The sequence below is a fragment of the Micromonospora chersina genome (assembly GCF_900091475.1).
GTDB lineage: Bacteria > Actinomycetota > Actinomycetes > Mycobacteriales > Micromonosporaceae > Micromonospora > Micromonospora chersina.
The window spans coordinates 4,099,050-4,121,041 of sequence record NZ_FMIB01000002.1; the positions used below are offsets into that span (position 1 = coordinate 4,099,050).

Genomic DNA, 21,992 nt, shown 5'->3' on the forward strand with positions numbered 1-21,992 from the left:
GTACGCCCGGTCCGGCGCGGTGCCGGACCGGGCCCGGGTACCCTTTGTGGCCGTGGACACAGCAGAGAAGACCCGGGTGCTCTCCGAGAGCGTGGCCCTGAACCCGCTCGATCCGAAGGACCTCATCCACACCTTCGGGATGATCGGCGTCTGGGCGATCCTCTTCGCCGAGACCGGCCTGCTGGTCGGCTTCTTCTTCCCGGGCGACTCGCTGCTCTTCCTGGCCGGGGTGGCCGCCTCGCCGGTGGCCGACGCGATCTTCGGATCCGGCACCCGGCTGTCGCTGGCCGGCCTGCTGATCGGCGGCCCGCTCTGCGCGATCGCCGGCGCCCAGCTCGGGCACTGGCTCGGCGCGCGTTACGGCAGGCGGATGTTCGACCGCCCCAACTCCCGGCTGTTCAAGCGGGAGTACGTGGAGAAGGCCGAGTACTACTTCCAGAAGTTCGGCCCGGCGAAGGCCGTGGTGCTGGCCCGGTTCATCCCGATCGTGCGGACCTTCCTCAACCCGGTGGCCGGGGTGCTCGGCATGCCGGCCCGGCAGTTCCTCCTGTGGAACGTCGTCGGGGCGATCCTCTGGGTCGACGGCATCCTGCTGATCGGCTACCTGCTGGCCGACCAGATCTACAACGCGATCGGCGACAAGATCGACCGGTACATCCTTCCGGTGGTCGCGCTGATCATCCTGATCTCGGTGCTGCCCATCTTCTTCGAGTTCCTGCGCGACCGGCGGGCGCGCAAGCGCGGCGAGGCGGTCGCGGTGATCGCCGCGGCCAGCGCGGCGGGCGCCGTGGACGCGGTCCGGGACGCGGTGGACGGCGACGACGACCAGCAGCACGGGCGCGGCGGGCAGCACCGCCGCTGACCCGGCCGGAGACACCGAAGGCCGGCTCCCTCTCGGGGAGCCGGCCTTCGACTACGACCTGTCGACCTGCGGGTGGCACGGATGACGGCAGCCGTCACCTGTGGCCATCCGGGCTCGGCGCGTCTGACGCCGCGCCACGACCCCGGACAGCCATCCGATGGGTGACGCCACCCCTGGCACGCCACCCATCGCCGCCGCACTCAGCGAGGCGGCCACCCGGCCCGGACACGTCCGGATTCAGCGGGCCTTCTTGGTGGCCCGCTTCCGCGGCGGGGTGAGCAGATCCGCGATCGTGGCGATCGCGGTCGGCACCAGCCGGTAGTACGCCCAGACACCGCGCTTCTCCCGCTCCAGCAAGCCGGCCTCGGTGAGGATGCGCAGGTGGTGGCTGACCGTCGGCTGCGAGAGGCCGAGCGGCGCGGTGAGGTCACACACGCACGCCTCCCCCTCGGGAGCCGACTGGATCAGGCTGAGCAGCCGCAGCCGGGCGGGGTCCGCGAGGGCCTTGAGGACCCCCGCGAGCCGCTCGGCGTCGGCACGTTCGATCGGCTCGCCGGCAAGCGGCGAGATCTGAGGCATGGTCATTTCAGCCAACGCAGTTCCCACGTATTCCATCCTTCCACCAGCAGCATCGATCCGCCTGCATATCAGCAGATCCGAATCGGCAAACTTTTACGCCACAAGGCCGAGGTCAGCCAACGTATAGGCCGCCCGATAAGGCAGTCCGGCGGCTCGCACCGCGTCGCCGGCGCCTCGATCAACAATAACCGCCACACCCACCACCTCGGCCCCGGCCTCGCGCAATGCCTCGACAGCGGTCAACACGCTGCCGCCCGTGGTCGAGGTGTCCTCGACCGCCAGGACCCGCCGCCCGGCGACCTCCGGGCCCTCGATCCGTCGCTGGAGACCGTGCGCCTTGCCCGCCTTGCGCACCACGAAGGCGTCCAGCGGGCGGTCGGTGCCGGCCGACGCGTGCAGCATGGCCGTGGCGACCGGGTCGGCCCCGAGGGTCAGCCCGCCCACCGCGTCGTACGCCCAGTCGGCGGTGAGGTCGCACATGACCCGACCGATCAACGGCGCCGCCCGGTGATGGAGCGTGACGCGACGCAGATCGACGTACCAGTCCGCCTCCCGACCCGACGAGAGCACCACCCGGCCGTGGACGACAGCCAGGTCAGTGATGAATTTACGCAGGTCGTCGTGGTCCCCCATGGCGATAGAGGGTACTTCGCAAGTCTGGGAGGCGGGCGTGGGGTCCACCTGGGTCAACCCTGCGGGCGACCGACGGGTGGCGATGCCCGACTACGCTGTGCGACCGTCCACCCCGGTCAGCGGGCGGGGATCCCGGCGACGGGACACCCGGCGGGCCCGTCCGCGGTCAGTCTCCGGCCCGGCCGACCCGGCCCCGGGTGTCCCGGGAGACGCCGCGCAGCAGCCGCCGCGGCGCGTGCCGCAGCCCCGCCACAGCCAGCTTGTACTTCCAGCTCGGCACGCTTACCGCCTTGCCTTTTCGCAGGTCACGCAGCCCTTCGTCGACCACGTCGTCGGTCCGCAGCCACATCCACGCCGGGGTCCGCGACATGTCGATGCCGGCCCGCTCGTGGTAGCCGGTGCGGGTGTAGCCGGGGCAGAGCGCCATCACGCGTACCCCGAGCGGGGCCACCGACTGGCCGATCGATTCACTGAAATTCGTCACCCAGGCCTTGCTGGCCGAGTACGTCGATCCCGGCATGGGGACACCGAAACCCGCAACCGAAGAGACATTTATCACTGCCCCGTGGCCCCGCTCGACCATCGGACCGAGGGCCGCGTGGGTCAGCCGCAGCACGGCCAGCACGTTGAGCCGGACCAGGCGGGCCTCGTCCGCGACGGCCGACCTGACGAACGGGGTGTTGAGGCTGATCCCCGCGTTGTTCACGAGCAGCTCCACCGGCGGGTCGGCGGTCAGCCGGCCTTCGACGGCGGCGCAACCGTCGTCGGTGGACAGATCCGCGGCGATGGTCTCGACCCGGTGACCGTGCCGGCCGGTCAGCTCGGCCGCCAGGGCGTCGAGCCGGCCGGCGTCCCGGGCCACCAGGACGAGGTCCCAGCCGTCGGCGGCGAGCCGGCGGGCGAACGCCTCGCCGATGCCGAGGCTGGCCCCGGTGATCAGGGCCCGGCGCGGGGAGAGGGGTGCGTCGGTCACGGGCGGTCCTCGGGGGGTGGGGTCGGCCCGGGCGGGGCCGACGGCGGCGGGGTGGCGGACGTGCCGGGCGGCGGGGCCGACACCGGCGCGGTCGGCGGCGCCCAGGGCGAGGGCTGTCCGTGGGCCGGGGCGGGAGGACCGTAGTACCCGGGTGCGGGCGGACCGGCCGGCGGAGTGGAGGCCGGCGGGGGCCCGTAGGCCGGAGCCGGACCCGCTGGCGGGACCGGGCCGGCCGGGCGCGGCGGGCGGCGGTGGAAGAAGGCGCCGGCCGTGGGCAGCGTGAGCAGGGCCGCCACCACCAGGTACCCGAGGATCTGCGCCACCGACACCGCCGCGTTCACCGGGATCCACCAGCCCGGGTAGGCGTCCCCGACCCGGGCCAGCAGGTCGGCGGTCACCCGGTCGTCGGCGCCCAGCCGGAGCGGGGCGGCCCGCTGCCCGACCAGCACGGCCAGGCCGCAGCAGCCGCAGAACAGGCCCAGCCCGGCGACCACCCAGGTGGTCACCCGGGCGCCGCCGCGGCCGGAGAGCAGGCCCAGGGCGAGCCCGACGAGCAGCAGCGCGACCAGCACGCCGAGCACGGCCGAGAGCACGGTGGAGCCGCGCAGCAGGGACGCCACCCCGTCGATCTCGCCGCTGCCCGCGCCCGTCGCCCGCGCCGCCTCCCGGAACCGGTCCACCGTGCCCGCCGTGACCAGCAGGTTGGCGACCGCGTACGCCACGGCGCCCACCGCCATCAGCAGCAGCAGCGCCGCCGCCGAGACCACCGCGCCGGGCCGGCGCGGCGGTGCCTGATGGGGGTACGACACGACAGATCCCTCCGGTAGGCGTCGGCTTGCAACCTACTCGGAGGGATCGTCGGCGTCGCTCTTATCCGGGCGTCAACTTCCGGATGGCGGCTCGCCCTCGCGGCGCTCGCCCGAACCCGGCGCCGGCGGCTGGCCGGGGGCCGGCGGGTAGGCCGGGTCGGCGGGCTGGCCCGGGGTGGCCGGGTAGCCGGGGGTGGTCGGGTAGCCCGGGGTGGCCGGGTAGCCCGGGTAGGCCGCGCCCGGGACCGGCGGCTCCCAGGCCGTCTTGGGCTTGCGGAAGAACTCGTTGGCCTTCGGCAGCGCCAGCAGGATCAGCGCGGTCAGCAGGGCCAGCAGCGAGATCAGGCCGAGCAGCAGGCTGACCGGGCCGTACCAGGACGGCAGCGCGTCCTGCAGCCGGCGCTGGATCTCCTCGCCGCTCGGCAGGTCGCCGTTGGTGGACCCGCCGCCGGTGAGCCCCCCGGAGACACCGTTCAGCAGACCGCCGCCGGTGCAGCAGAGCAGGACGCCGCCCAGCACCCAGGTGGTGATCCGAGAGGCGTTCTTCCCCCGGTTGTTCAGCAGCGCGAGCACGACCAGCCCGACCGCGAGCAGCAGCGAGAGCACGGCGCCGCCGAGGCTGGCCACGTAGGCGAAGTCGCCCGCCTGCTCGGCCGAGGTGCCGGCGTACGCGTCCTTGAGCACGTCCCGGATGGTGCCGAGCGTGGACAGGGTGACGATCAGGCTCAACACCTGGATGACGGCGACGAGGATGAGCAGCCAACTGGAAACCGTCACCACGCCCGGACGTGTGCGGGGCGGGGTGCCCGGAGCATCGACCATGATTCTCCCTCCCTTGATCAGAGGACCACCGTAACGAAGCCGGGCCAGGTGGGCACGATGCGACAGCGGGAGCGGTGCGGGATTCAGCGGTCGGACGGCTGCCGGCGGCAGAGCCGCCGGTACTCGGCGGTCACCACCGCGAGCAGGAAGAGGTCCACGGCGAGCGCGAAGACCGCGCCGAACTGGTTGACCGTGAAGCTGAAGATCTGCCCGAACAGCAGGTCCACGAGGAGCGCGAGCTTGAACAGGCGGAAGGCCCGCACCTGGTCGCTGGGCAGCAGCAGGGCCCCGCGGATGCTCAGCACGGCGGTGATCAGCGCGGAGACCGAGACCCCGAGTACGGCACCCCACTCCTGCTGGTCGGGCAGTTCTCCGGTGACGGCGTCCAGCAGGACCCGCAGCACGATCACGAACGGTTCGCCGACCACGTAGAGCACCACCACGGCCACCACCCAGCGGTGCGTCGTCACCCAGACCGCCGCCCGGCGGGCCCGGAGCAGCCAGGGCTGCCAGAACCGGGGCGCGGGCGGCTCCCGCCGGGGCACCGCGTCCAGCAGCCGGGCCACCGCCTCCTCGACGTCCGGACCGCAGTCCCGGACCAGCCGCAGCACCGCCGCCCGGCGCCGGGCGGTGAGACCGGTGCTGAGCCCGCCCACCACGGTGTACAGGGCGTTCGCCGTGCGCTCCGGCGCGGAGAGCCGGGTCCGGCCGCGCAGCGTCTGGGTGAGCAGGACCAGCAGCGCGAAGGCGACGTAGATGATGCTCGCGGCCGGGGCGTAGAAGTAGTCCGTGCCGGCGGTGACGAACTTGCCGACCTCGTCGATGAAGAGCCCGAAGCCCATCCCGCCCAGGATCGCGCCCAGGATGCGCGCCGCGCTGCCCAGGAAGACCAGCCCCACCCCGAGGCCGGCCGTCATCAGCAGGCCACCCCAGAGCACGTGCGCGATGTGCAGCCCTCCGCCGCCGAGCTGCGGGAAGCCGGTCGCCTGGAGGTACGCCCGGGTGACCAGCACCGTCACCACCCCGGACAGCACGAACGCCTGAAGGTACGACGGCGCCTCCAGTGCCCGGGGCGGTCGCGACCAGCGGGACGGACGGGCGGCCATGAGACCGACGCTAGTGCGGTCCCGACGAGTGTTCGCGCGTTTGACCGTCCCGGTAGGGGACACCGGAGGGCGTCTTCGGCGGGAACAGGCCTCGTCGTCCGGATCCTGAATGGGATCCATCGCGGGTCCATCGCTCCGCCCTTCCATGATCACCGGGTTCGGCAGGACAGGGATGACCGAACGGCCGATGCCGGCTGCCGTGCCGCACGCTCTGATCAGCATGAATGTCCGGGCGATCAGGCCGGGACAGACACGGGGAGGATGATTCGCTGTGAACAGGAGCAGGCCACGTCGTGGCCTCGCCGGCGTACTCGCGCTGGCGCTCGGCGCCGCTGGGCTCGCCGTCGTGTCGACGGCCACCCCGGCGGTCGCCGCACCGCACTACGAGAGCGTCCCGTCGGTGCAGATCGGCTGGACCGACTCGGCGACCCCGAAGGCGGCGTACGACTCGAACGAGACGCACATGCCGCTCGGGACGTGGGTCGACGAGAACGGCAGGAGCCACACCTCGCGCATCTACGCCACCTTCGACCTGTCCTCCTACGAGGATCGGAAGATCTACGGCGGCACGATCTTCGTCCAGGAGTACAGCGCCACCGACTGCGGGAAGCGCGCGATCGAGATCTGGCGGACCGAGCCGGTGAGCGAGACGCCGACCTGGAACGGAGCCCCGAAGCCACTGGCGAAGCTGGACGAGATCCGCACTCCCGAGTACTGCCCGAAGGCGAGCATCTCGTTCGACGTGACCGGCGCGGTTCAGGACGCGGTCGCACAGGAGCAGAGCCGGATCACGTTCGAGATCCGGGTGCCGGCGCAGTACGAGAGTGACCCGGCCTACGGGCGGCGGCTCAACTGGTACCGCAGCGTCGGCCTCACCACGAAGTACAACACCGTGCCGAAGATCGACAACAACAACCTGTACAACGCCGGACTCCCGTGCGCCACGCTCCACCCGTACCCCCGGGTCGGCGGCTTCGCCAACGTGCTCCAGGCACTCGGCACCGACGCGGACCCGAACGACGAGCGGGCGCTGACCACGGAGTTCGCGATCTGGCCGACGGACCGTCCGGAGGCCCGCAAGGTCTTCTCGAAGGAGTACGGCATCTCGGGCCGGGTCAACACGGTCAATCTGCCGCAGGGCACGCTGACCGACGGCGAGTCGTACGCCTGGCAGGCCCGGGTGAGCGACAAGGCGGACTTCTCGTCCTGGTCGAAGAAGTGCTACTTCACCTACGACGCCACCAACCCCACCGCCCCGGGCGTCACGTCGGCGAACTACCCGTCCGACGACACCGACGAGTGGGCGCCGGCCGGCGTGCCGGCGGTCTTCACCTTCTCCGGGAAGGGCGACAAGGACGTGGCCGGGTTCCAGTACTCCTGGAACGATCTCGGCGTCAACGTCTGCGAGGCGAGCGGCGACGTCGGTCAGTGGGTCTGCCGTGACCCGTTCAGCCTGCCCAACACGGTGCGGGCGGACGCCCCCGGCGGTTCCGCGACCGTCACGCTCAACCCGGCCGGCTCCGGGCCGCAGCGGTTGACCGTGCGCTCCATCGACGCCGCCGGCAACGTCTCCACCCCGACCGTCTACGAGACGCTGGTTCCGTGGTCCACGCCTGAGGTGCGGGTCGAGAACGGCGAACCGCAGTGGGGGCAGGAGGTGGTTCTGAAGTTCGTGCCGGCGAACGGGGTCACCGGGGTGCGTGAGTACGAGGTGACCCTGGACCACGGCGACCCCGAGACGAGGCCGGCGGACGCGGACGGCACGGCCCGGTTCAGCTTCACCGCCACCAACCCCGACGGGCACTCGTTGACGGTCCGCAGCCGCAGCGCGAACGGCTTCGTGTCACAGAAGGCGAACTGGTCGGCCTACTTCTGGCCGGGTCCGGGCGTGAAGTCGGACGTCTACGTCCAGAGTCCCGACGGGTCACCGGTCGGTGGAGTGGGCGTCGAGGGCACCTTCACCTTCTCCCCGCCACCGGGCTGGACGGACGTCGCCGCCTACCGCTACGGCTTCGTGGACGGCGAGGAACTGACCGAGGTCGCCGCCGGCGCCGACGGCCGGGCGACCATCACCTGGACGCCGACCACCAGCGGATGGGTGACCCTGACGGTGTTCGCGGTGAAGGCCGACGGCACCTGGAGCGACTACGGCAACTGGTACTCGTTCGAGGTGGCTCCCACCGCCTGACATCACTCGGGCCAGGGGGAGGGCGCCGACCCTCCCCCTGCACCCGGAAGACCCGCCCGCCAACCCGGGCCTAGTAGCCGCGCCACTCCACGCGGGCGTACTCCAGGACTCTGGGCTGCAACAACGTGGAGGCGGGCACGTCCAGCCGGGCCCGGTCGGCGGGGAAGGTGGCCGCCGCGGCGAGCACCGACGGGGTGAGGAACCGCAGCGACGGCGCGTCGGCGGGCAGCCCCAGCGCGGGCGGCGTCCCGCCCGGCGCGGCGAGCACGAAGCCCCAGTCGCCGAAGCTCGGCACGTCCACGTGGTACGGCACCGTGGCGAAGCCCGCCTCCCGGATCGACCGCTCGATCGACCAGTACGACCGGGGCGCGAAGTACGGCGAGCCGGACTGCACGACGAGCCGCCCGCCGGGGGCGAGCACCGGCCGGATCAGCGCGTAGAACTCGATCGTGTAGAGCTTGGCGGTGGCCGTCTCGTCGGGGTCGGGCAGGTCGGCGATGACGACGTCGAAGCGTTCCGTGGCGGTGCGCAGCCAGCCGAACGCGTCGACGTTGAGCACCCGCACCCGGGGGTCGGCGAGCGAGTGGTGGTTGAGGTCCCGCAGTTGCGGCTCGGAGCGGGCCAGCCGCACGACGGCGGGGTCGAGGTCGACCAGGGTCACCTGGCGCACGTCCGGGTACTTGAGGATCTCCCGCAGCGCCAGCCCGTCACCGGCGCCGAGCACCAGCACGTTCCCGTGCGGCCCGCGCATGGCCGGGTGGACCAGCGACTCGTGGTAGCGGTACTCGTCGATCGAGCTGAACTGGAGGTCGCCGTTGAGGAACAGCCGCAGGTCGGTGTCGGCGTGGCCGACCTCCCGCACCGACCGGGTCAGCACGATCTCCTGGTAGCGGCTGCGCTCGGCGTGCACCACCGGGTCGCGGTAGAGCTGCTGCCGCGCGGTCACCTCGAAGTCGTGGGCGGTGACCCAGGCGTACCCCAGGCAGAGGGCGACCACGACGCTGCCGGCGCCGAGCGCGACCCGCGCCCGGCGGCCCAGGTCGGCGCGGAAGACCGTGCAGACCAGGGCGAGGCCGGCGACGGCGTTCACCGCGCCCACCACGAGGGCGCCCTTGAGCTGGCCGAAGACCGGCATCAGCAGGAACGGGAAGGCCAGCCCGCCGAGCAGCGCGCCGACGTAGTCGGCGGCGAACAGGTCGGCCACGGCGCTGCCCGCGGACTGCTCGCGGATGCGTTGCAGCAGCACCATGAGCAGCGGGATCTCCGCGCCGATCAGCAGGCCGAGCACGAAGGCGGTGCCGACCAGCGCCGGACCGTAGAGGTCGAGCCAGGCGAACGCGGCGTAGAGGCCGAGCACGGAGAGGCCGCCGAGCAGGGCCAGGGTCAGCTCGATCGCGGCGAACGCGGCCGCCGCCCGGGACTGGAACGGCTTCGCGACCAGCGCGCCCACGCCCATCGCGAAGACCATCACGCCGAGCACGATCGACGCCTGCCCGACCGTGTCGCCGATGAGGTAGCTGCCGAGCGCGACCAGGGCCAGCTCGTACACCAGGCCGCAGGCCGCGCACACGAAGACCGCGAGCAGGACCGCCGCGCGGGCCGGGCGCCACCGCGGCCGCGCGGGCGCGTCGGCGGTCACGCCTTTTCCCGGGTACGCCCGGCGGCGCCAGCCCCGGCGCGCTGCGCGGGCACGACCACCCGGCGCTTGCGACCACTCCGGCTCGGCGCGTCTGGCGCCGCGCCGCGACCCGGAGCAGTCGTCCGCCGGCGCTGCACCACGCCCACGGTGACGAAGAGCGCGGCGAGCAGGACCAGCCCGACGGTGGCGGCGAGCCAGCCCCAGCGGTCCCGCAGCAGGTCGCTGCCGGCGTCGGGCAGCGGGGACGGGCTGGCCGCCGCCGGGACCGGGGTGTCGGCCGGCTCGGCCAGCCCGGCCTCGACGGCGAGCAGCGGCAGCATGACCGCGGCCCGGGTGACCGCCCAGCCGGGGTCGTCGACGAAGACGTCCTCGGTGAGGCCGAGCCGCTCCAGCCCGCGCTCGACCTGCCAGAGGTCCGCGGAGTCGATGTCCGGCGAGCCGGTCACCTGGATCCGGGCGAAGTCGTTGCTCTCGCTGCTCTCCGAGACGTAGCCGATGTTGGCCGTCACCTGCACCCAGCGCGGGCAGGCCGGGTTGTCCTCGACCGCGACCCCGTCGCCGAGGTTGGAGCCGACGTTCAGCGGGTCGCCGTAGTCGTAGTAGTCCACCAGCTCCCAGCCGTAGCAGAGGCCCTGCTCGGCGCTGGTGCGCTTGAGGATCGCCACGCTGTCGGCCCGCTCGTCGGCGGCCGGCGCCGCCACCGTGGTGTCCCCGTCGTTGTTCAGCACTCCCGCCGCCACGCAGCCGGCGACGACCAGGCCGATGGTCAGCCAGACGGCCCAGGCGGCGGCCCTGTTCTTCGCCGCCGGCTTGCCCGTGGACATCAGCTGATCGCGGCGGCGATGATCGCGCCGGTGGCGAGGTGCACGACGGCGGAGACCCAGACCGCGGGGTGCGGCTCCGGGTCGACCAGGATCTCCCCGAGCTTGCCCGGGGTGGCCATGTCGAGCAGCAGGAACGCCGCGGCCATGAGGACCAGCCCGAGGATGCCGTACGCGGCCGCGCCGACCAGGCCCAGGGCGAAGTCGTCGGCGCTGGCGGCGATCGCGGCGACCACGATGACGCCGACACCGGCCAGGTTCGAGGCGAGCAGCAGCGCCGCGTTGCGGTTGCGCTCGGCCCAGATCAGCTCGTGCAGCTTGCCGGGGGTGGCGACGTCGACAAGCACGTAGCCGACGGCCATCAGGGCGACGCCGACCACGCCGTAGGCGAGCGTGACGAGCAGGTCGGTGACCAGGGTCTGCACAGGGGACTCCAGGATTCGTCGGGGTGGGAGGAGGTCAGGTCACTTGCCGGAGCCGGGGCCGCCGCCACGGACCGTGCTGCCCCGCCCCCACCCCCAGTGGCTGCCCACCCGGGCGTGGTAGCGGGGGTAGGCGGTGGTCATCCGCTCCAGCAGGATCACCGAGCCGGCGGCGGCGAGCGGCAGGATCACCACCGAGTCGTCGTCGTAGCGCAGGTAGACCCCGCTGCCGTCGACGTACTGGTCGGCCGGCTGCCAGGCGTCGGTGATCTCCTTGGACACCTGGCTGGGCGTGCGGTTCGACGTGTACGCGATCGCGTCGGAGCCGAGGTCCCGGCTGGTGGCCCGGGTGTAGCGGTCCTCCACGTACCCCCGCGGCGAGAAGTTGCCGTAGAAGATCGCGAAGGCGGCGACCACGGCGCCGATGACGGCGAATGCCACCCCCACCACGAACCACCGTCGGTACGTCACAGCTCCACCACCGTCTCGGTCAGGACCAGCTCATTGGTCTGGGGGTACGCGTGCCAGGTGCGCCAGGCCACCGAGCCGTCCGGTGGGGCGGGGCGGACGGCGAGCGCGGTGACCGCGTCCTCGTCGCCGGGAAAGACCCCGACCAGCGCGTACGGGTCGTCGGCCAGTTCGGCGCGGAGCGCGGCGACCCGGGTGCGCAGGCCGTCGCCCGCCGGCCGGAGCACCGTTGCGGTGAACCGGTAGCCGGCGGTCTCGTCGTGCAGGGCGTCCGGCAGGTGCGGGGGGCGGCCGGGCAGGCACGCGACCGTCTCGGTGAGGTCGCCGCAGATCACCTGGTGGGAGGCGCCGAGCAGGCGCAGCCGCAGCCGCAGCCCGCCGGGCAGGGTCAGTTCACGCACGTGCAGGGCGGGGTGCTCGGGGCCGCCGAGGGCCAGGCTCAGGTCGGCGGCGCGGGTGTCGACGTACGGGGCGTCCAGGGCGACGAGCACGCTCAGCCCACCTGCTCCGGACCGCCCTGCGGGTAGATCATCACCTCGGCGCGGTGCAACTGCTCACCGAGGTTCACCTCCCAGCCGGCCTCCCCGTACGCCTCGAAGGAGAGCCGCGCGCCGCCGGGCGCCTGGTAGTCGTGGTAGCGCATGGTGCCGCGCGGGTCGAGGCCGGTGCCCTCGGTGGCGGTGTACTTCGCCTGGCCGGACTCGTCCCAGTTGTAGCGGCGGCCGGCGATCTCCAGGGTCGGCGCGCCCGGGGTGACGGTGGCCGACGGCTCGCTGGTCCAGAGGACCATCTCCAGGTCGGGCTCCGACTCGACGGAGAGCCAGCGCTTCACCCCGCCGGCGTCGTCGAGCAGGTGCTCCGCCCAGCTCCAGCCGCCCTCGACCAGGTGCACCGAGCCGCGCACGGTGTAGGGCACCTGCCGGATCTCCACGATGTCGCCGGGCTTGAGCCCGCGGGGGTCACCGCGCAGCGCGTCGGCGTCCCGGTCCCGGAACGGGTCGCCGGGCGTGGCCGCCGGGCGTGGCGCGGACCGGGCCCTGCGCAGGGCGATCACGGCGATGACCACGCCGGCCACTCCGACCAGGCACCCCAACGTGGTCACGACGTACGCCAGCGAACCGTTCACGGTCGTCTCCCCCCAAGGTGTTTCGGCGGAGACGGTAACAACCCCACGCACGCGCGCCGAAGCGCCGTTCGCTGAGTGATTGATCAGCTACGGTCAGGCTCCGGCGAGGCGTTCGGTGGCGTACTCGCGGAGGGTGGCGCGGCCCATGATGCAGCCGCTGAACGTGGTGAACTCGCCGTCGTCGTCGCGCAGCCGCTCCCAGGCGGCCCGGCCCGCCGCCGGGTCCACCGTGTCGAGCAGCGCGGCCGCGTACGCCTTCCCGGCCGGCGACCCGTGCTTCAACAGCCGGTCGACCTTCTTCCGGGCCGCCTCGGGATGCTCCCGCAGGGCCCGCTCCACGTGCCGGTACGCCTCGGTGGCCGGCAGGATCTGCCCGGCGATCCCCACCCCGCCGAAGGCGAGCGTGTCCGCCCGGCCGAGTTCCTCGACGGCCGCGTCCAACTCCCGGTCCTTCTTCCCGATCCCCAACATGCCCTCACTATTGCCCTGGCCGGGCGCCATCGACGCTGTTGATCAAGAAATGGATCGGCCCGGCCGGCCCCCGTGCGGGGGCGGCCGGGCCGGAAGGAGGGTCAGGCGGCGGTGACGGTCAGGGCGTCCTTGCTGTCGGCCAGGTCGACCCGCACCGTGTCGCCGTCGCGGATCTGGCCGGCCAGCAGCGCCTTCGCGAGCTGGTCGCCGATGGCCGACTGCACGAGCCGGCGCAGCGGCCGGGCCCCGTAGATCGGGTCGTACCCGTGCTCGGCCAGCCACGTACGGGCGGCGTCGCCGATGTCCAGCGTCAGCCGGCGGTCCGCGAGACGGCGTCGCATCCGGTCGAGCTGGATGTCGACGATCGCCCGCAGGTCCTCGCCCTGGAGGGCGGCGAACACCACGATGTCGTCGAGGCGGTTGAGGAACTCCGGCTTGAAGTGCGACCGGACCACCGCGAGGACACCCTCCCGGCGCTGCTCCTCGGCAAGCGTCAGGTCGCTGATCACCGACGACCCCAGGTTCGAGGTGAGGATCAGGATCGCGTTGCGGAAGTCCACGGTGCGACCCTGGCCGTCGGTGAGCCGGCCGTCGTCGAGCACCTGGAGCAGCACGTCGAACACGTCCGGGTGGGCCTTCTCCACCTCGTCCAGCAGGATCACCGAGTACGGCCGGCGGCGCACCGCCTCGGTGAGCTGGCCGCCCTCCTCGTAGCCGACGTAGCCGGGCGGGGCGCCGACCAGGCGGGCCACCGAGTGCTTCTCGCCGTACTCGCTCATGTCGATGCGGACCATGGCCCGCTCGTCGTCGAACAGGAACTCGGCGAGCGCCTTGGCCAGCTCGGTCTTGCCGACACCGGTCGGGCCGAGGAAGAGGAAGCTGCCGGTCGGGCGGTCCGGGTCGGCGACGCCGGCCCGGGCGCGGCGGACCGCGTCGGAAACGGCGCCCACGGCCTCGGCCTGGCCGACCACGCGGGCCCGCAGCGACTCCTCCATCCGGAGCAGCTTGGCGGTCTCGCCCTCGAGCAGCCGGCCGGCCGGGATGCCGGTCCAGGAGGCGACGACAGCGGCGATGTCGTCCGCGCCGACCTCCTCCTTGAGCATCGCGCCGTCGGCCTGGAGCCGGGCCAGTTCCTCCTCGGCCCGCTTCAGCTCGGCCTGGAGGGCGGGGATCCGGCCGTAGCGCAGCTCGGCGGCGCGCTCCAGCTCGCCGTCGCGCTCGGCCCGCTCGGCCTCGCCGCCGAGCCGCTCCAGCTCCTCCTTGGCGGTCGAGAGCTTCGTGATGTGGCTCTTCTCCAGCTGCCAGCGCTCGGAGAGCGCGGTGAGCTGCTCGCGCTTGTCGGCGAGCTCCTTGCGCAGCCGGGCCAGCCGCTCGGCGGAGGCGGCGTCCGGCTCCTTGGCCAGCGCCATCTCCTCGATCTCCAGCCGGCGGACCGCCCGCTCGATCTCGTCCACCTCGACCGGGCGGGAGTCGATCTCCATCCGGAGCCGGGAGGCGGACTCGTCGACCAGGTCGATGGCCTTGTCCGGCAGGAACCGGTCGGTGATGTAGCGGTCGGAGAGCGCGGCGGCGGCGACCAGCGCGGCGTCGGTGATCCGGACGCCGTGGTGCACCTCGTAGCGCTCCTTGAGGCCGCGCAGGATGCCGATCGTGTCCTCGATGGTCGGCTCGCCGACCAGCACCGGCTGGAAGCGGCGCTCCAGCGCCGGGTCCTTCTCGATGTGCTCGCGGTACTCGTCGAGCGTGGTGGCGCCGACCATCCGCAGCTCGCCGCGGGCCAGCATCGGCTTGAGCATGTTGCCGGCGTCCATCGAGCCCTCGCCCTTGCCCGCGCCGACAACGGTGTGCAGCTCGTCCAGAAAGGTGATGACCTGGCCGTCGGAGTTCTTGATCTCCTCCAGCACCGACTTGAGCCGCTCCTCGAACTGGCCGCGGTACTGCGCGCCGGCCACCATGGCGCCGAGGTCGAGCGAGACGAGCTTCTTGTCCCGCAGCGACTCGGGCACGTCACCCGCGACGATCCGCTGGGCCAGGCCCTCGACGATCGCGGTCTTGCCGACGCCCGGCTCGCCGATCAGCACCGGGTTGTTCTTGGTACGCCGGGACAGCACCTGGATCACCCGGCGGATCTCCGAGTCGCGGCCGATGACCGGGTCGATCTTGCCCTCGCGGGCGCTCGCCGTCAGGTCGACGCCGTACTTGGCGAGGGCCTGGTAGGTCTGCTCCGGGTCGGCCGTGGTGACCCGCCGGTCCCCGCCGCGCACGGTCGGGAAGGCGGCGACCAGGTTCTCCTCGGTGGCGCCGGAGTTCTTCAGCGCGACGGAGACCGCGCCACCCACCCGGGCCAGCCCGGCCAGCAGGTGCTCGGTGGAGGTGTATTCGTCGCCCAGCGGCCGGGCGATCTGCTCGGCGGCGCCGATGGCGTTGACGAACTCGCGGGCCAGGGTCGGCTCGGCGATGCTGGAGCCGCGCGCCGCGGGCAGGGCGTCGACCGAGCGCTGGGCGACCCGGCGCAGCTCGGCGGGGTCGGCCCCGACGGCGCGCAGCAGGCCGGAGGCGGTCGAGCCCTCGGTGTCCAGCAGCGACAGCAGCAGGTGCCAGGGCTCCACGGTGGCGTGCCCGCGCTGGTTCGCCAGCGCGACGGCGCCGGTGATGGTCTCGCGGCTCTTGGTGGTGAGTCGTTCCGTGTTCATGGGCTCCCCCGGATCGGCGTGTCCACTGGGAGAGACACAACCAGAGTTGAGTCTATTCCGCTCAACTCCGGAGGTGTGACCCGGCTCACTCCCGGCGCTTCCAGCGCCAGTCGAACTCCCCGGCGGCCGGCGGCGGCCCGGGCAGCGGCGGCTCGGCCTGCGCGAGACCGGCCAGCAGCAGCGCCAGGTGGCGGCGACGCAACTGCCGGGTCCGCTCCGGATCGGGTACGCGAATCGCGGCGCACGCCTCCAACAGCAGGCCGACGTCCTGCGCCACCACGTCCGGCCGGAGCCGCCCGGCCTCCCGCGCCCGCTCCACCAGCCCCTCGACCAGCTCGTTCGCGCGTACCGCGGCCCGGCCCATCTCCTCGGTCGGGCTGAAGGTGCCGGCCAGGTGCACGGTGAGGGAGTGCACGTCGGCGTCGACGACGCGCGCCAGGAAACCGGCGAACGCCGCCCAGTCGTCCGGCTCGCCGGCGGCCTCCTCGGCCGCCGCGATGAACCGCCGCAACCCGTCGTCGCAGAGCTTGCGCAGCAGGTCCTCCTTGCCGGCGTACCGCCGGTAGAGGGCGCTGATGCCGACGCCGGCCCGCTCGGCGACGGCGGCGATGGGCGCCTTCGGGTCATCGAGGAAGACGGCGCGGGCGGCCTCCAGGATCACCGCGTCGTTGCGGGCCGCCTGGGCACGTCGGCCGGCGAGCGGCGGGGTGTCGATCGGATTCGGCATGCACCGAGATTAGCACTGGAACGGATCGTTCCGCTCTGCTACTGTTAAACGGAACGAAGCATTCCGTTCTGAAGGAGCAGTCATGACGGACACCGCCATCCGCCCGTACCGCGTCGAGATTCCGCAGGCCGCGCTGGACGACCTCGCCGACCGGCTGCGCCGGACCAACTGGCCCGGCGAGCTGCCGGGCGTCGGTGGTGCGTACGGCATGGCGACGGATCGGGTCCGCGAGCTGGCGACGTACTGGTTGGAGAAGTTCGACTGGCGGGCGGTCGAGGCACGACTGAACGCCCACCCGCAGTTCGTCACCGGCATCGACGGCGAGGAGATCCACTTCCTGCACGTCCGGTCGTCCCGGCCGGACGCCACCCCGCTCGTGCTCACCCACGGCTGGCCCGGCTCGGTGGTCGAGTACCTCGACGTGATCGCCCCGCTCACCGAGCCGGCCGATCCGGACGCGCCGGCGTTCCACCTGGTGATCCCGTCACTGCCCGGCTTCGGCTTCTCCGGTCCGACCCGCAGCGCCGGCTGGAACCGCTACCGCACCGCCCGGGCCTGGGCGACGCTGATGGCCCGCCTCGGGTACGACCGGTACGGCGCGGTCGGCAACGACGCCGGTTCGATGGTCTCGCCCGAACTGGGCCGCCTCGACGCGGACCACGTGCTCGGCGTGCACGTCACCCAGCTCTTCTCCTTCCCGTCCGGCGACCCGGCCGAATTCGCCGGGCTCACCGAGACCGACCAGGCCGCGCTGAAGCACCTCCAGTGGTTCTACGAGAACAAGTTCTCCTTCAACCAGGTGCAGAGCCAGCAGCCGCAGACCCTGGCGTTCGCGCTGGCCGACTCGCCGGTCGGCCTGCTGGCGTGGAACGGGCAGTTGCTCGACGAGAGCCTCGACCCGGACTTCGTCCTGGCCAACGTCGCGATCTACTGGTTCACGGGCACGGCCGCCTCGGCGATGCGGTTCTACTGGGAGGACGCGCACGCCACCGAGCAGCCGGCCGGGCCGACCACCGTGCCGACCGCGGTGGCGATGTTCCCCGGCGACTTCCAGTCGATCCGTCGGTTCGCCGACCGGGACCACGCCAACATCGTCAGCTGGCACACCTTCGAGGCCGGGCCCGAGCGGCGTGGGGACGTCGCCGGCCACTACGCCGCGCACGAGGCGACCGACGTGCTGGTCGGCGACATCCGGCAGTTCTTCGCCGGGCTCCGCTGACAGTCGACGTGTTCGTCGCCGGGCCGGAGCAGCCCGGCGACGAACCGTCAGTCCCCGGCCAGCACCACCCGGACCCAGCGCCGGTTGGCGGTCCAGCCCGTGCCCACCACCACGTCGTCCGGCCCCCGGGCGAGGATCGTGCCGTCGCCGAGCACCGTGAGATGGTGCTCCCCGGTGAGCGGCCAGTCGACCCGGTAGTAGCGACCCCCGGCCACCACACCCACCCCGTCCGGGCTCGTCACCGCCACCAGCTCGGCACCGAGCGGCGCCACCGAGCGGGCCTGCGCCGGATGCCCGGCGGCGCCGACCAGCGCCCACTCCCGGCCGCCCACCAGCCGCCAGAGCGCCGGGAAGCCCGTCCGGTCCGGGCGCTCCCCGACCAGCCACGCGCCACCGTCCGGCGCGATCACCGCGCGGAGCACCCCCACCTCGTCGCCCCGCCAGGGCAACGGCGTCGACACCCAGTGCCGGCCCGCGTCCCGGGACAGCGCGGCTGCCGGCCGGCCGTCCCGCGTGCCGGCCGCCACCACGAGGTCCCCGGAGTGGCCCACGGTGTTCAACCCGGGCACGGCCGGCTGGGTGGGCAACGGCCGCAGGGCGGCGCCGTCCCACTCGGCCACCGCACCGAGCCCCTCGACCACCTGGAAGCGACCCCGGGCCGCCACCAGCGCCGCCGGCTCCCCACCGGTGGTGTGGACGAAGCTGGCCCCGCCGTCGGTCGAGGTGTACCAGCCGTACGGCTCGGCGAGCAGCACCAGCGCCCCCGGCACCGCGTAGAGCTGCTGGTCCTCCGCCACCGGACGGGGATGCCGCAGCACCTGCCAGCTACGGCCGCCGTCCACCGTGGCGTAGAGCAGGGCGGTGCAGCCGCGGCCGGGTGGCACGCCGTCGCAGGCGGCGAAGAGGGCGTACCCGTGATCGGCGTCGACGAACTCCACGAACGGGCGGTCGTAGCGGCGGTCGACGGCGACCCGGACCTGGCGTACCTCGTCGAAGCCGACGGCCCGCGACGGCGCCGGCACGGTCGGCGCCGGCCGCGGGGACGCGGACGACCGGTCGGGCGGCGGCCGGCGGACGTCACCGATCGAACAGGCCGTGAGCGCCGGGACCAGCAGCAGACCGATGCTCGGGAGCACTCTGCGACCGATCATGGTCCCCTCCTCCGCACGGTAGCCTTGCGCGGGTGCGAGTACGTGTCGAACAGACTGCCCTACCGGGGATCGGCGTCCGTCACGATCTGATGACGGAATCCGGCCGCCGGCTCGGCGTGGTCTCCCACCGCAATGGCCGCCGCGACCTGGTCCTGTACGACCCGGACGATCCCGACTCCTGCCAGCACGACATACCGCTTACCGACGACGAGGCGGAGGCGCTCGCCGACATCCTCGGCGCGTCGCTGATGCTCGGCCAGCTCGCCGGGCTGCGCGACCAGGCCGCCGGGCTGCTCACCGAGCAGATCGCCATCCCGGCCGGCTCCCGCTACGTCAACAGGCGGCTCGGCGACACCAAGGCACGGACCCGCACCAGCGCCTCCATCGTGGCGGTGCTGCGACAGGGCGAGGTGATCGTCTCGCCCGACCCCACCTTCCGGTTCGACGCCGGTGACGTGGTCGTCGTGGTCGGCACCCGGCAGGGGCTCGACGGGGTCACCGCGATCCTCGCCGAAGCCGACCCGGACGGCTGAGGCGCGGATGCACGAAACCACAACGCTGCTCGTCGAGGTCGGCGCGCTGCTGCTCCTGCTCGGCCTGCTCGGCCGCCTCAGCCGCCGCTTCGGTGTCTCACCCATCCCCCTCTACCTGCTCGCCGGCCTCGCCTTCGGCCACGGCGGCCTGCTGCCGCTCAACGCCAGCGAGGAGTTCTTCGCCGTCGGCGCGGAGATCGGCGTGATCCTGCTGCTGGTCATGCTCGGCCTGGAATACAGCGCCAACGAACTGGTGGGCAACCTCCGGTCGGCCGCGCCGGCCGGCCTCATCGACGCGGTGCTCAACGCGCTGCCCGGCTTCGCCTTCGCCCTCCTGCTCGGCTGGGGCTGGGTGGCCGCCGTGGTGCTCGCCGGCGTCACCTGGGTCTCCTCGTCCGGTGTGATCGCGAAGGTGCTCGGCGACCTCGGCCGGGTCGGTAACCGGGAGACCCCGGTGATCCTCTCCGTCCTGGTGATCGAGGACCTGGCGATGGCCCTCTACCTGCCGCTGGTCACCGCGCTGCTCGCCGGGGTCGGCCTCGTCAAGGGCGGCGTCGCGCTCGCCGTCGCGGTGCTCACCGTGGTCGTCGTGCTGGCCGTCGCCATCCGGTACGGCCACCTGATCTCCAGCGCGCTCTCGGCGAAGGACCCGGAGGCGCTCCTGCTCGGGGTGCTCGGCCTCACCCTGCTCGTCGCCGGGGTCGCGGCCAAGCTCCAGGTCTCCGCCGCGGTCGGCGCGTTCCTCGTCGGCATCGCCCTGTCCGGGCCGGTGGCGCACCACGCCACCGAACTGCTCTCGCCGCTGCGGGACCTCTTCGCCGCGGTCTTCTTCGTCTTCTTCGGCCTGGTCACCGACCCGCTCGACATGCCGCCGGTGCTGCTGCCGGCGCTGCTGCTGGCCGTGGTCACCATGGGGACGAAGCTGGCCACCGGTTACCTCGCCGCCCGCCGGGCCGGGATCGCAGAGCCCGGTCGCTGGCGGGCCGGCTTCGCGCTCACCCCCCGCGGCGAGTTCTCCATCGTCATCGCCGGGCTGGCCGTCGCCGCCGCGTACCCCGTCGAGCCGCGGCTGGCCGCGCTCGCCACGGCGTACGTGCTGATCACCGTGGTGACCGGGCCGATGTTGGCCCGTCTGCCCGACCTGCCCTGGTTCAAGCTCTGGCTGCGGCGGCGCGCCGCGGCCCGCCGGCCGGTGCCGGCGACGGTGGCCGACTGACCTCGGCCGGGCCGGGTCGACCATACGGTGGACCCGGCCCGGCCAACGGTTGTCGAATTGATTCCGGGAAGGTCTACCGCCACCCCGCGAAACCGCGTTAACGTGTCGCCCCAGCAGCCAGGGACCGCGGGTGGCCGGTGCCCCCGCCAGCGTTAGCGGAAGGTTGGCCGGTGAGCGTGCAGGAAGAGACGTTCCACGGCTTCGCCAACCCCGTCGACCCCTCGCCCGCCGAACTGCGGGCGTGGGCCTACCAGCCGGACTCGGTCCCGCTCACCTCGATGCCACCGGACTGGGACCTGCTGGTCGCCGGGGACCACCTGGTGCAGACGCTCTTCGACCTGGCCATGGACCCGGCCTGCCCGGCCCGCCGGTTCGCCCTGCACTGCCTCTACATCTACGCCGCCGACGGCATCCGGACGAACTTCCGGGCCCACCCGAAGCGCCGCTTCCGCAAGCTCGTCGAGCAGGCCGAGCGGGCCGGCGACGAGCTGATGCGCAACTGGGCGCACAACAGCCGGGTGCTGCTCGCCCGACCGGACCTGTTCGCCTACCGCGACTGGTGCGAGGGCGGCCTGGTGCGGGAGAACCGGCGGCTCTAGTTCTTCCTTCTTCTGCTTGGGGACGGCGAACGGGCCGGGACCCCCCGTGGGTCCCGGCCCGCACGTCGCGGATCGTCAGCCGGTCGATCCGCCCTGCTTCCTGCGTCGCTCGTCGTCCCTGGCCCGGTCGACGCCGTGGTCAACCTGGTCCAGGAAGCGCCCTTCCCGGATCTTGTCGGTGAAACCGCCCCTGGTCACCCGGTCGAACCGTTGCCGGACGTTCTCGGCCACCTCTTCCAGCCGTTCCTCCGCCCGTTCCGCCACCGTCTTCGCCGATTCCGCCATGGCTCCCCCTGCCAGTTCGGAGTCCGAATTGAGGCGCTTGGCCGCATTCACAGGCTACCGAACCGACCCCTGCCGCACCCGAATTTCGCCCAACCACACGCGTCTGCCGGCGGGTCGGCGCAAGCGAAGGCCGGCGCGGCCCAACGGGGCGCGCGCCGGCCTGAGTCGGTGGGTGCGGTCAGCGCTCGGGGGTACGGCGGGGACGCCAGACCACGAGCGCCGTGGAGGTGCGGTTGGTGGGGACGAGGTCGCCGCGGGAGAAGCCACCCAGCGATTCCAGCTCGGCGATCCGGCGGTACGCGGCGTCCAGCTCCGCCTCCAGCCGGGCGACCCGCTGCTGGGCCTCCTCGAGCAACCGCTCCAGGTTGATGATCCGCTTGACCCCGGCCAGGTTGATCCCGTCGTCCTGGCTGAGCCGCTGCACCTCGCGGAGCAGCACCACGTCCCGGACGCTGTACCGGCGACCGCCACCGGCCGCCCGGCCGGCCTGCACCAGGCCCAGCCGGTCGTACTGGCGGAGGGTCTGCGGGTGCATTCCCGCCATCCGCGCCGCCACCGAGATCATCAGCACCTTGGCCTCGTAGGCAGGGTCACCCGAGCCGACGAACTCCTGCGACATCCCCGCTCACCTCCGCTGCCTCGTCACCCGG

At 72.8% G+C, this 21,992-nt stretch carries 24 protein-coding genes; 6 read left to right on the forward strand and 18 right to left on the reverse strand.

Going from position 1 to position 21,992, the window contains the following annotated elements:
- The first annotated feature begins 19 nt into the window (after positions 1 to 19).
- A complete protein-coding gene (locus GA0070603_RS19035; protein WP_091315881.1) occupies positions 20 to 862 on the forward strand; it encodes a DedA family protein in 843 nt (280 codons plus the stop codon).
- Positions 863 to 1,099: 237 nt separating this feature from the next.
- Here the strand turns inward: GA0070603_RS19035 and GA0070603_RS19040 are convergent, their stop codons facing one another.
- From GA0070603_RS19040 to GA0070603_RS19065, 6 genes are all read right to left on the reverse strand, one after another.
- Positions 1,100 to 1,477 (reverse strand): ArsR/SmtB family transcription factor, encoded by a 378-nt coding sequence (locus GA0070603_RS19040; protein WP_007073957.1) that lies wholly within the window; start codon positions 1,475 to 1,477, stop codon positions 1,100 to 1,102.
- 57 nt (positions 1,478 to 1,534) lie between these two features.
- Positions 1,535 to 2,074, reverse strand: coding sequence for an orotate phosphoribosyltransferase (gene pyrE, locus GA0070603_RS19045; RefSeq protein WP_091322097.1), 540 nt, complete (start codon positions 2,072 to 2,074; stop codon positions 1,535 to 1,537).
- 166 nt (positions 2,075 to 2,240) lie between these two features.
- On the reverse strand, positions 2,241 to 3,047 hold the full coding sequence (locus GA0070603_RS19050; RefSeq protein ID WP_091315884.1) for an SDR family NAD(P)-dependent oxidoreductase: 807 nt from the start codon (positions 3,045 to 3,047) through the stop codon (positions 2,241 to 2,243).
- Positions 3,044 to 3,856 carry a hypothetical protein gene (locus GA0070603_RS19055; RefSeq protein WP_091315887.1) on the reverse strand — a complete coding sequence of 271 codons (813 nt, stop codon included), beginning with the start codon at positions 3,854 to 3,856 and terminating at the stop codon, positions 3,044 to 3,046. The genes GA0070603_RS19050 and GA0070603_RS19055 overlap by 4 nt, the downstream gene beginning before the upstream one ends.
- 72 nt (positions 3,857 to 3,928) lie before the next feature.
- Positions 3,929 to 4,678 (reverse strand): hypothetical protein, encoded by a 750-nt coding sequence (locus GA0070603_RS19060; protein ID WP_091315890.1) that lies wholly within the window; start codon positions 4,676 to 4,678, stop codon positions 3,929 to 3,931.
- 83 nt (positions 4,679 to 4,761) lie between these two features.
- The gene (locus tag GA0070603_RS19065) at positions 4,762 to 5,784 is read right to left on the reverse strand and encodes a hypothetical protein (protein WP_091315893.1); all 1,023 of its coding nucleotides are present in this window, start codon (positions 5,782 to 5,784) and stop codon (positions 4,762 to 4,764) included.
- Between the two features lie 271 nt (positions 5,785 to 6,055).
- On the opposite strand from GA0070603_RS19065, the gene GA0070603_RS19070 reads away from it, so the two are divergent.
- On the forward strand, positions 6,056 to 7,972 hold the full coding sequence (locus tag GA0070603_RS19070) for a DNRLRE domain-containing protein (protein ID WP_091315896.1): 1,917 nt from the start codon (positions 6,056 to 6,058) through the stop codon (positions 7,970 to 7,972).
- Positions 7,973 to 8,042: 70 nt separating this feature from the next.
- On the opposite strand, the gene GA0070603_RS19075 is transcribed toward GA0070603_RS19070, so the two are convergent.
- The 9 genes from GA0070603_RS19075 to GA0070603_RS19115 form a co-directional block, all read right to left on the reverse strand.
- Positions 8,043 to 9,611: a polyamine aminopropyltransferase gene (locus GA0070603_RS19075; protein WP_091315899.1), complete on the reverse strand. Its 1,569-nt coding sequence runs from the start codon at positions 9,609 to 9,611 to the stop codon at positions 8,043 to 8,045.
- Positions 9,608 to 10,435: a hypothetical protein gene (locus tag GA0070603_RS19080; protein ID WP_091315901.1), complete on the reverse strand. Its 828-nt coding sequence runs from the start codon at positions 10,433 to 10,435 to the stop codon at positions 9,608 to 9,610. The genes GA0070603_RS19075 and GA0070603_RS19080 overlap by 4 nt, the downstream gene beginning before the upstream one ends.
- Complete coding sequence (locus GA0070603_RS19085; RefSeq protein ID WP_091315905.1) at positions 10,435 to 10,857, reverse strand: DUF350 domain-containing protein; 423 nt, start codon at positions 10,855 to 10,857, stop codon at positions 10,435 to 10,437. Before GA0070603_RS19085 ends, GA0070603_RS19080 begins: the two co-directional genes overlap by 1 nt.
- A 39-nt stretch (positions 10,858 to 10,896) precedes the next feature.
- Positions 10,897 to 11,325: a DUF4247 domain-containing protein gene (locus GA0070603_RS19090; RefSeq protein ID WP_091315908.1), complete on the reverse strand. Its 429-nt coding sequence runs from the start codon at positions 11,323 to 11,325 to the stop codon at positions 10,897 to 10,899.
- Entirely contained in the window at positions 11,322 to 11,813 is a 492-nt protein-coding gene (locus tag GA0070603_RS19095; protein WP_091315911.1) for a DUF2617 family protein, read from the reverse strand. Before GA0070603_RS19095 ends, GA0070603_RS19090 begins: the two co-directional genes overlap by 4 nt.
- 2 nt (positions 11,814 to 11,815) lie before the next feature.
- Positions 11,816 to 12,448: a DUF4178 domain-containing protein gene (locus GA0070603_RS19100; RefSeq protein WP_091315915.1), complete on the reverse strand. Its 633-nt coding sequence runs from the start codon at positions 12,446 to 12,448 to the stop codon at positions 11,816 to 11,818.
- A 93-nt stretch (positions 12,449 to 12,541) separates the two neighbouring features.
- Positions 12,542 to 12,919 carry a hypothetical protein gene (locus GA0070603_RS19105; protein WP_091315919.1) on the reverse strand — a complete coding sequence of 126 codons (378 nt, stop codon included), beginning with the start codon at positions 12,917 to 12,919 and terminating at the stop codon, positions 12,542 to 12,544.
- A 101-nt stretch (positions 12,920 to 13,020) separates the two neighbouring features.
- On the reverse strand, positions 13,021 to 15,612 hold the full coding sequence (gene clpB, locus GA0070603_RS19110; protein WP_091315922.1) for an ATP-dependent chaperone ClpB: 2,592 nt from the start codon (positions 15,610 to 15,612) through the stop codon (positions 13,021 to 13,023).
- Between the two features lie 85 nt (positions 15,613 to 15,697).
- The gene (locus GA0070603_RS19115) at positions 15,698 to 16,339 is read right to left on the reverse strand and encodes a TetR/AcrR family transcriptional regulator (RefSeq protein ID WP_091315925.1); all 642 of its coding nucleotides are present in this window, start codon (positions 16,337 to 16,339) and stop codon (positions 15,698 to 15,700) included.
- Between the two features lie 82 nt (positions 16,340 to 16,421).
- Between GA0070603_RS19115 and GA0070603_RS19120 the strand changes: the two genes are divergently transcribed.
- Positions 16,422 to 17,558 (forward strand): epoxide hydrolase family protein, encoded by a 1,137-nt coding sequence (locus GA0070603_RS19120; RefSeq protein WP_091315929.1) that lies wholly within the window; start codon positions 16,422 to 16,424, stop codon positions 17,556 to 17,558.
- A 47-nt stretch (positions 17,559 to 17,605) separates the two neighbouring features.
- On the opposite strand, the gene GA0070603_RS19125 is transcribed toward GA0070603_RS19120, so the two are convergent.
- Positions 17,606 to 18,709: a hypothetical protein gene (locus GA0070603_RS19125; RefSeq protein WP_139131897.1), complete on the reverse strand. Its 1,104-nt coding sequence runs from the start codon at positions 18,707 to 18,709 to the stop codon at positions 17,606 to 17,608.
- A 32-nt stretch (positions 18,710 to 18,741) separates the two neighbouring features.
- Here GA0070603_RS19125 and GA0070603_RS19130 point away from each other — a divergent pair, with 32 nt between their 5' ends.
- From GA0070603_RS19130 to GA0070603_RS19140, 3 genes are all read left to right on the forward strand, one after another.
- Positions 18,742 to 19,242 (forward strand): cation:proton antiporter regulatory subunit, encoded by a 501-nt coding sequence (locus GA0070603_RS19130; protein WP_091315936.1) that lies wholly within the window; start codon positions 18,742 to 18,744, stop codon positions 19,240 to 19,242.
- Between the two features lie 7 nt (positions 19,243 to 19,249).
- Positions 19,250 to 20,458 (forward strand): cation:proton antiporter, encoded by a 1,209-nt coding sequence (locus tag GA0070603_RS19135; RefSeq protein ID WP_091315940.1) that lies wholly within the window; start codon positions 19,250 to 19,252, stop codon positions 20,456 to 20,458.
- A 170-nt stretch (positions 20,459 to 20,628) separates the two neighbouring features.
- Entirely contained in the window at positions 20,629 to 21,057 is a 429-nt protein-coding gene (locus GA0070603_RS19140; protein ID WP_091315943.1) for a hypothetical protein, read from the forward strand.
- 75 nt (positions 21,058 to 21,132) lie between these two features.
- Here GA0070603_RS19140 and GA0070603_RS19145 read toward each other — a convergent pair whose 3' ends face one another.
- Positions 21,133 to 21,342 (reverse strand): hypothetical protein, encoded by a 210-nt coding sequence (locus GA0070603_RS19145; RefSeq protein WP_091315946.1) that lies wholly within the window; start codon positions 21,340 to 21,342, stop codon positions 21,133 to 21,135.
- A 178-nt stretch (positions 21,343 to 21,520) separates the two neighbouring features.
- Positions 21,521 to 21,961, reverse strand: coding sequence for a heat shock protein transcriptional repressor HspR (locus tag GA0070603_RS19150; RefSeq protein WP_091315949.1), 441 nt, complete (start codon positions 21,959 to 21,961; stop codon positions 21,521 to 21,523).
- Positions 21,962 to 21,992: the final 31 nt, after the last annotated feature.

Excerpts from the sequence above, each read along its gene's own strand:
- GA0070603_RS19125 (WP_139131897.1), bottom strand. The coding sequence starts at position 18,709 with ATGATCGGTCGCAGAGTGCTCCCGAGCATCGGTCTGCTGCTGGTCCCG.
- clpB (WP_091315922.1), bottom strand. The coding sequence starts at position 15,612 with ATGAACACGGAACGACTCACCACCAAGAGCCGCGAGACCATCACCGGC.
- GA0070603_RS19120 (WP_091315929.1), top strand. The coding sequence starts at position 16,422 with ATGACGGACACCGCCATCCGCCCGTACCGCGTCGAGATTCCGCAGGCC.
- GA0070603_RS19065 (WP_091315893.1), bottom strand. The coding sequence starts at position 5,784 with ATGGCCGCCCGTCCGTCCCGCTGGTCGCGACCGCCCCGGGCACTGGAG.
- GA0070603_RS19135 (WP_091315940.1), top strand. The coding sequence starts at position 19,250 with ATGCACGAAACCACAACGCTGCTCGTCGAGGTCGGCGCGCTGCTGCTC.
- pyrE (WP_091322097.1), bottom strand. The coding sequence starts at position 2,074 with ATGGGGGACCACGACGACCTGCGTAAATTCATCACTGACCTGGCTGTC.
- GA0070603_RS19150 (WP_091315949.1), bottom strand. The coding sequence starts at position 21,961 with ATGTCGCAGGAGTTCGTCGGCTCGGGTGACCCTGCCTACGAGGCCAAG.
- GA0070603_RS19040 (WP_007073957.1), bottom strand. The coding sequence starts at position 1,477 with ATGGAATACGTGGGAACTGCGTTGGCTGAAATGACCATGCCTCAGATC.
- GA0070603_RS19080 (WP_091315901.1), bottom strand. The coding sequence starts at position 10,435 with ATGTCCACGGGCAAGCCGGCGGCGAAGAACAGGGCCGCCGCCTGGGCC.
- GA0070603_RS19105 (WP_091315919.1), bottom strand. The coding sequence starts at position 12,919 with ATGTTGGGGATCGGGAAGAAGGACCGGGAGTTGGACGCGGCCGTCGAG.
- GA0070603_RS19115 (WP_091315925.1), bottom strand. The coding sequence starts at position 16,339 with ATGCCGAATCCGATCGACACCCCGCCGCTCGCCGGCCGACGTGCCCAG.
- GA0070603_RS19060 (WP_091315890.1), bottom strand. The coding sequence starts at position 4,678 with ATGGTCGATGCTCCGGGCACCCCGCCCCGCACACGTCCGGGCGTGGTG.
- GA0070603_RS19145 (WP_091315946.1), bottom strand. The coding sequence starts at position 21,342 with ATGGCGGAATCGGCGAAGACGGTGGCGGAACGGGCGGAGGAACGGCTG.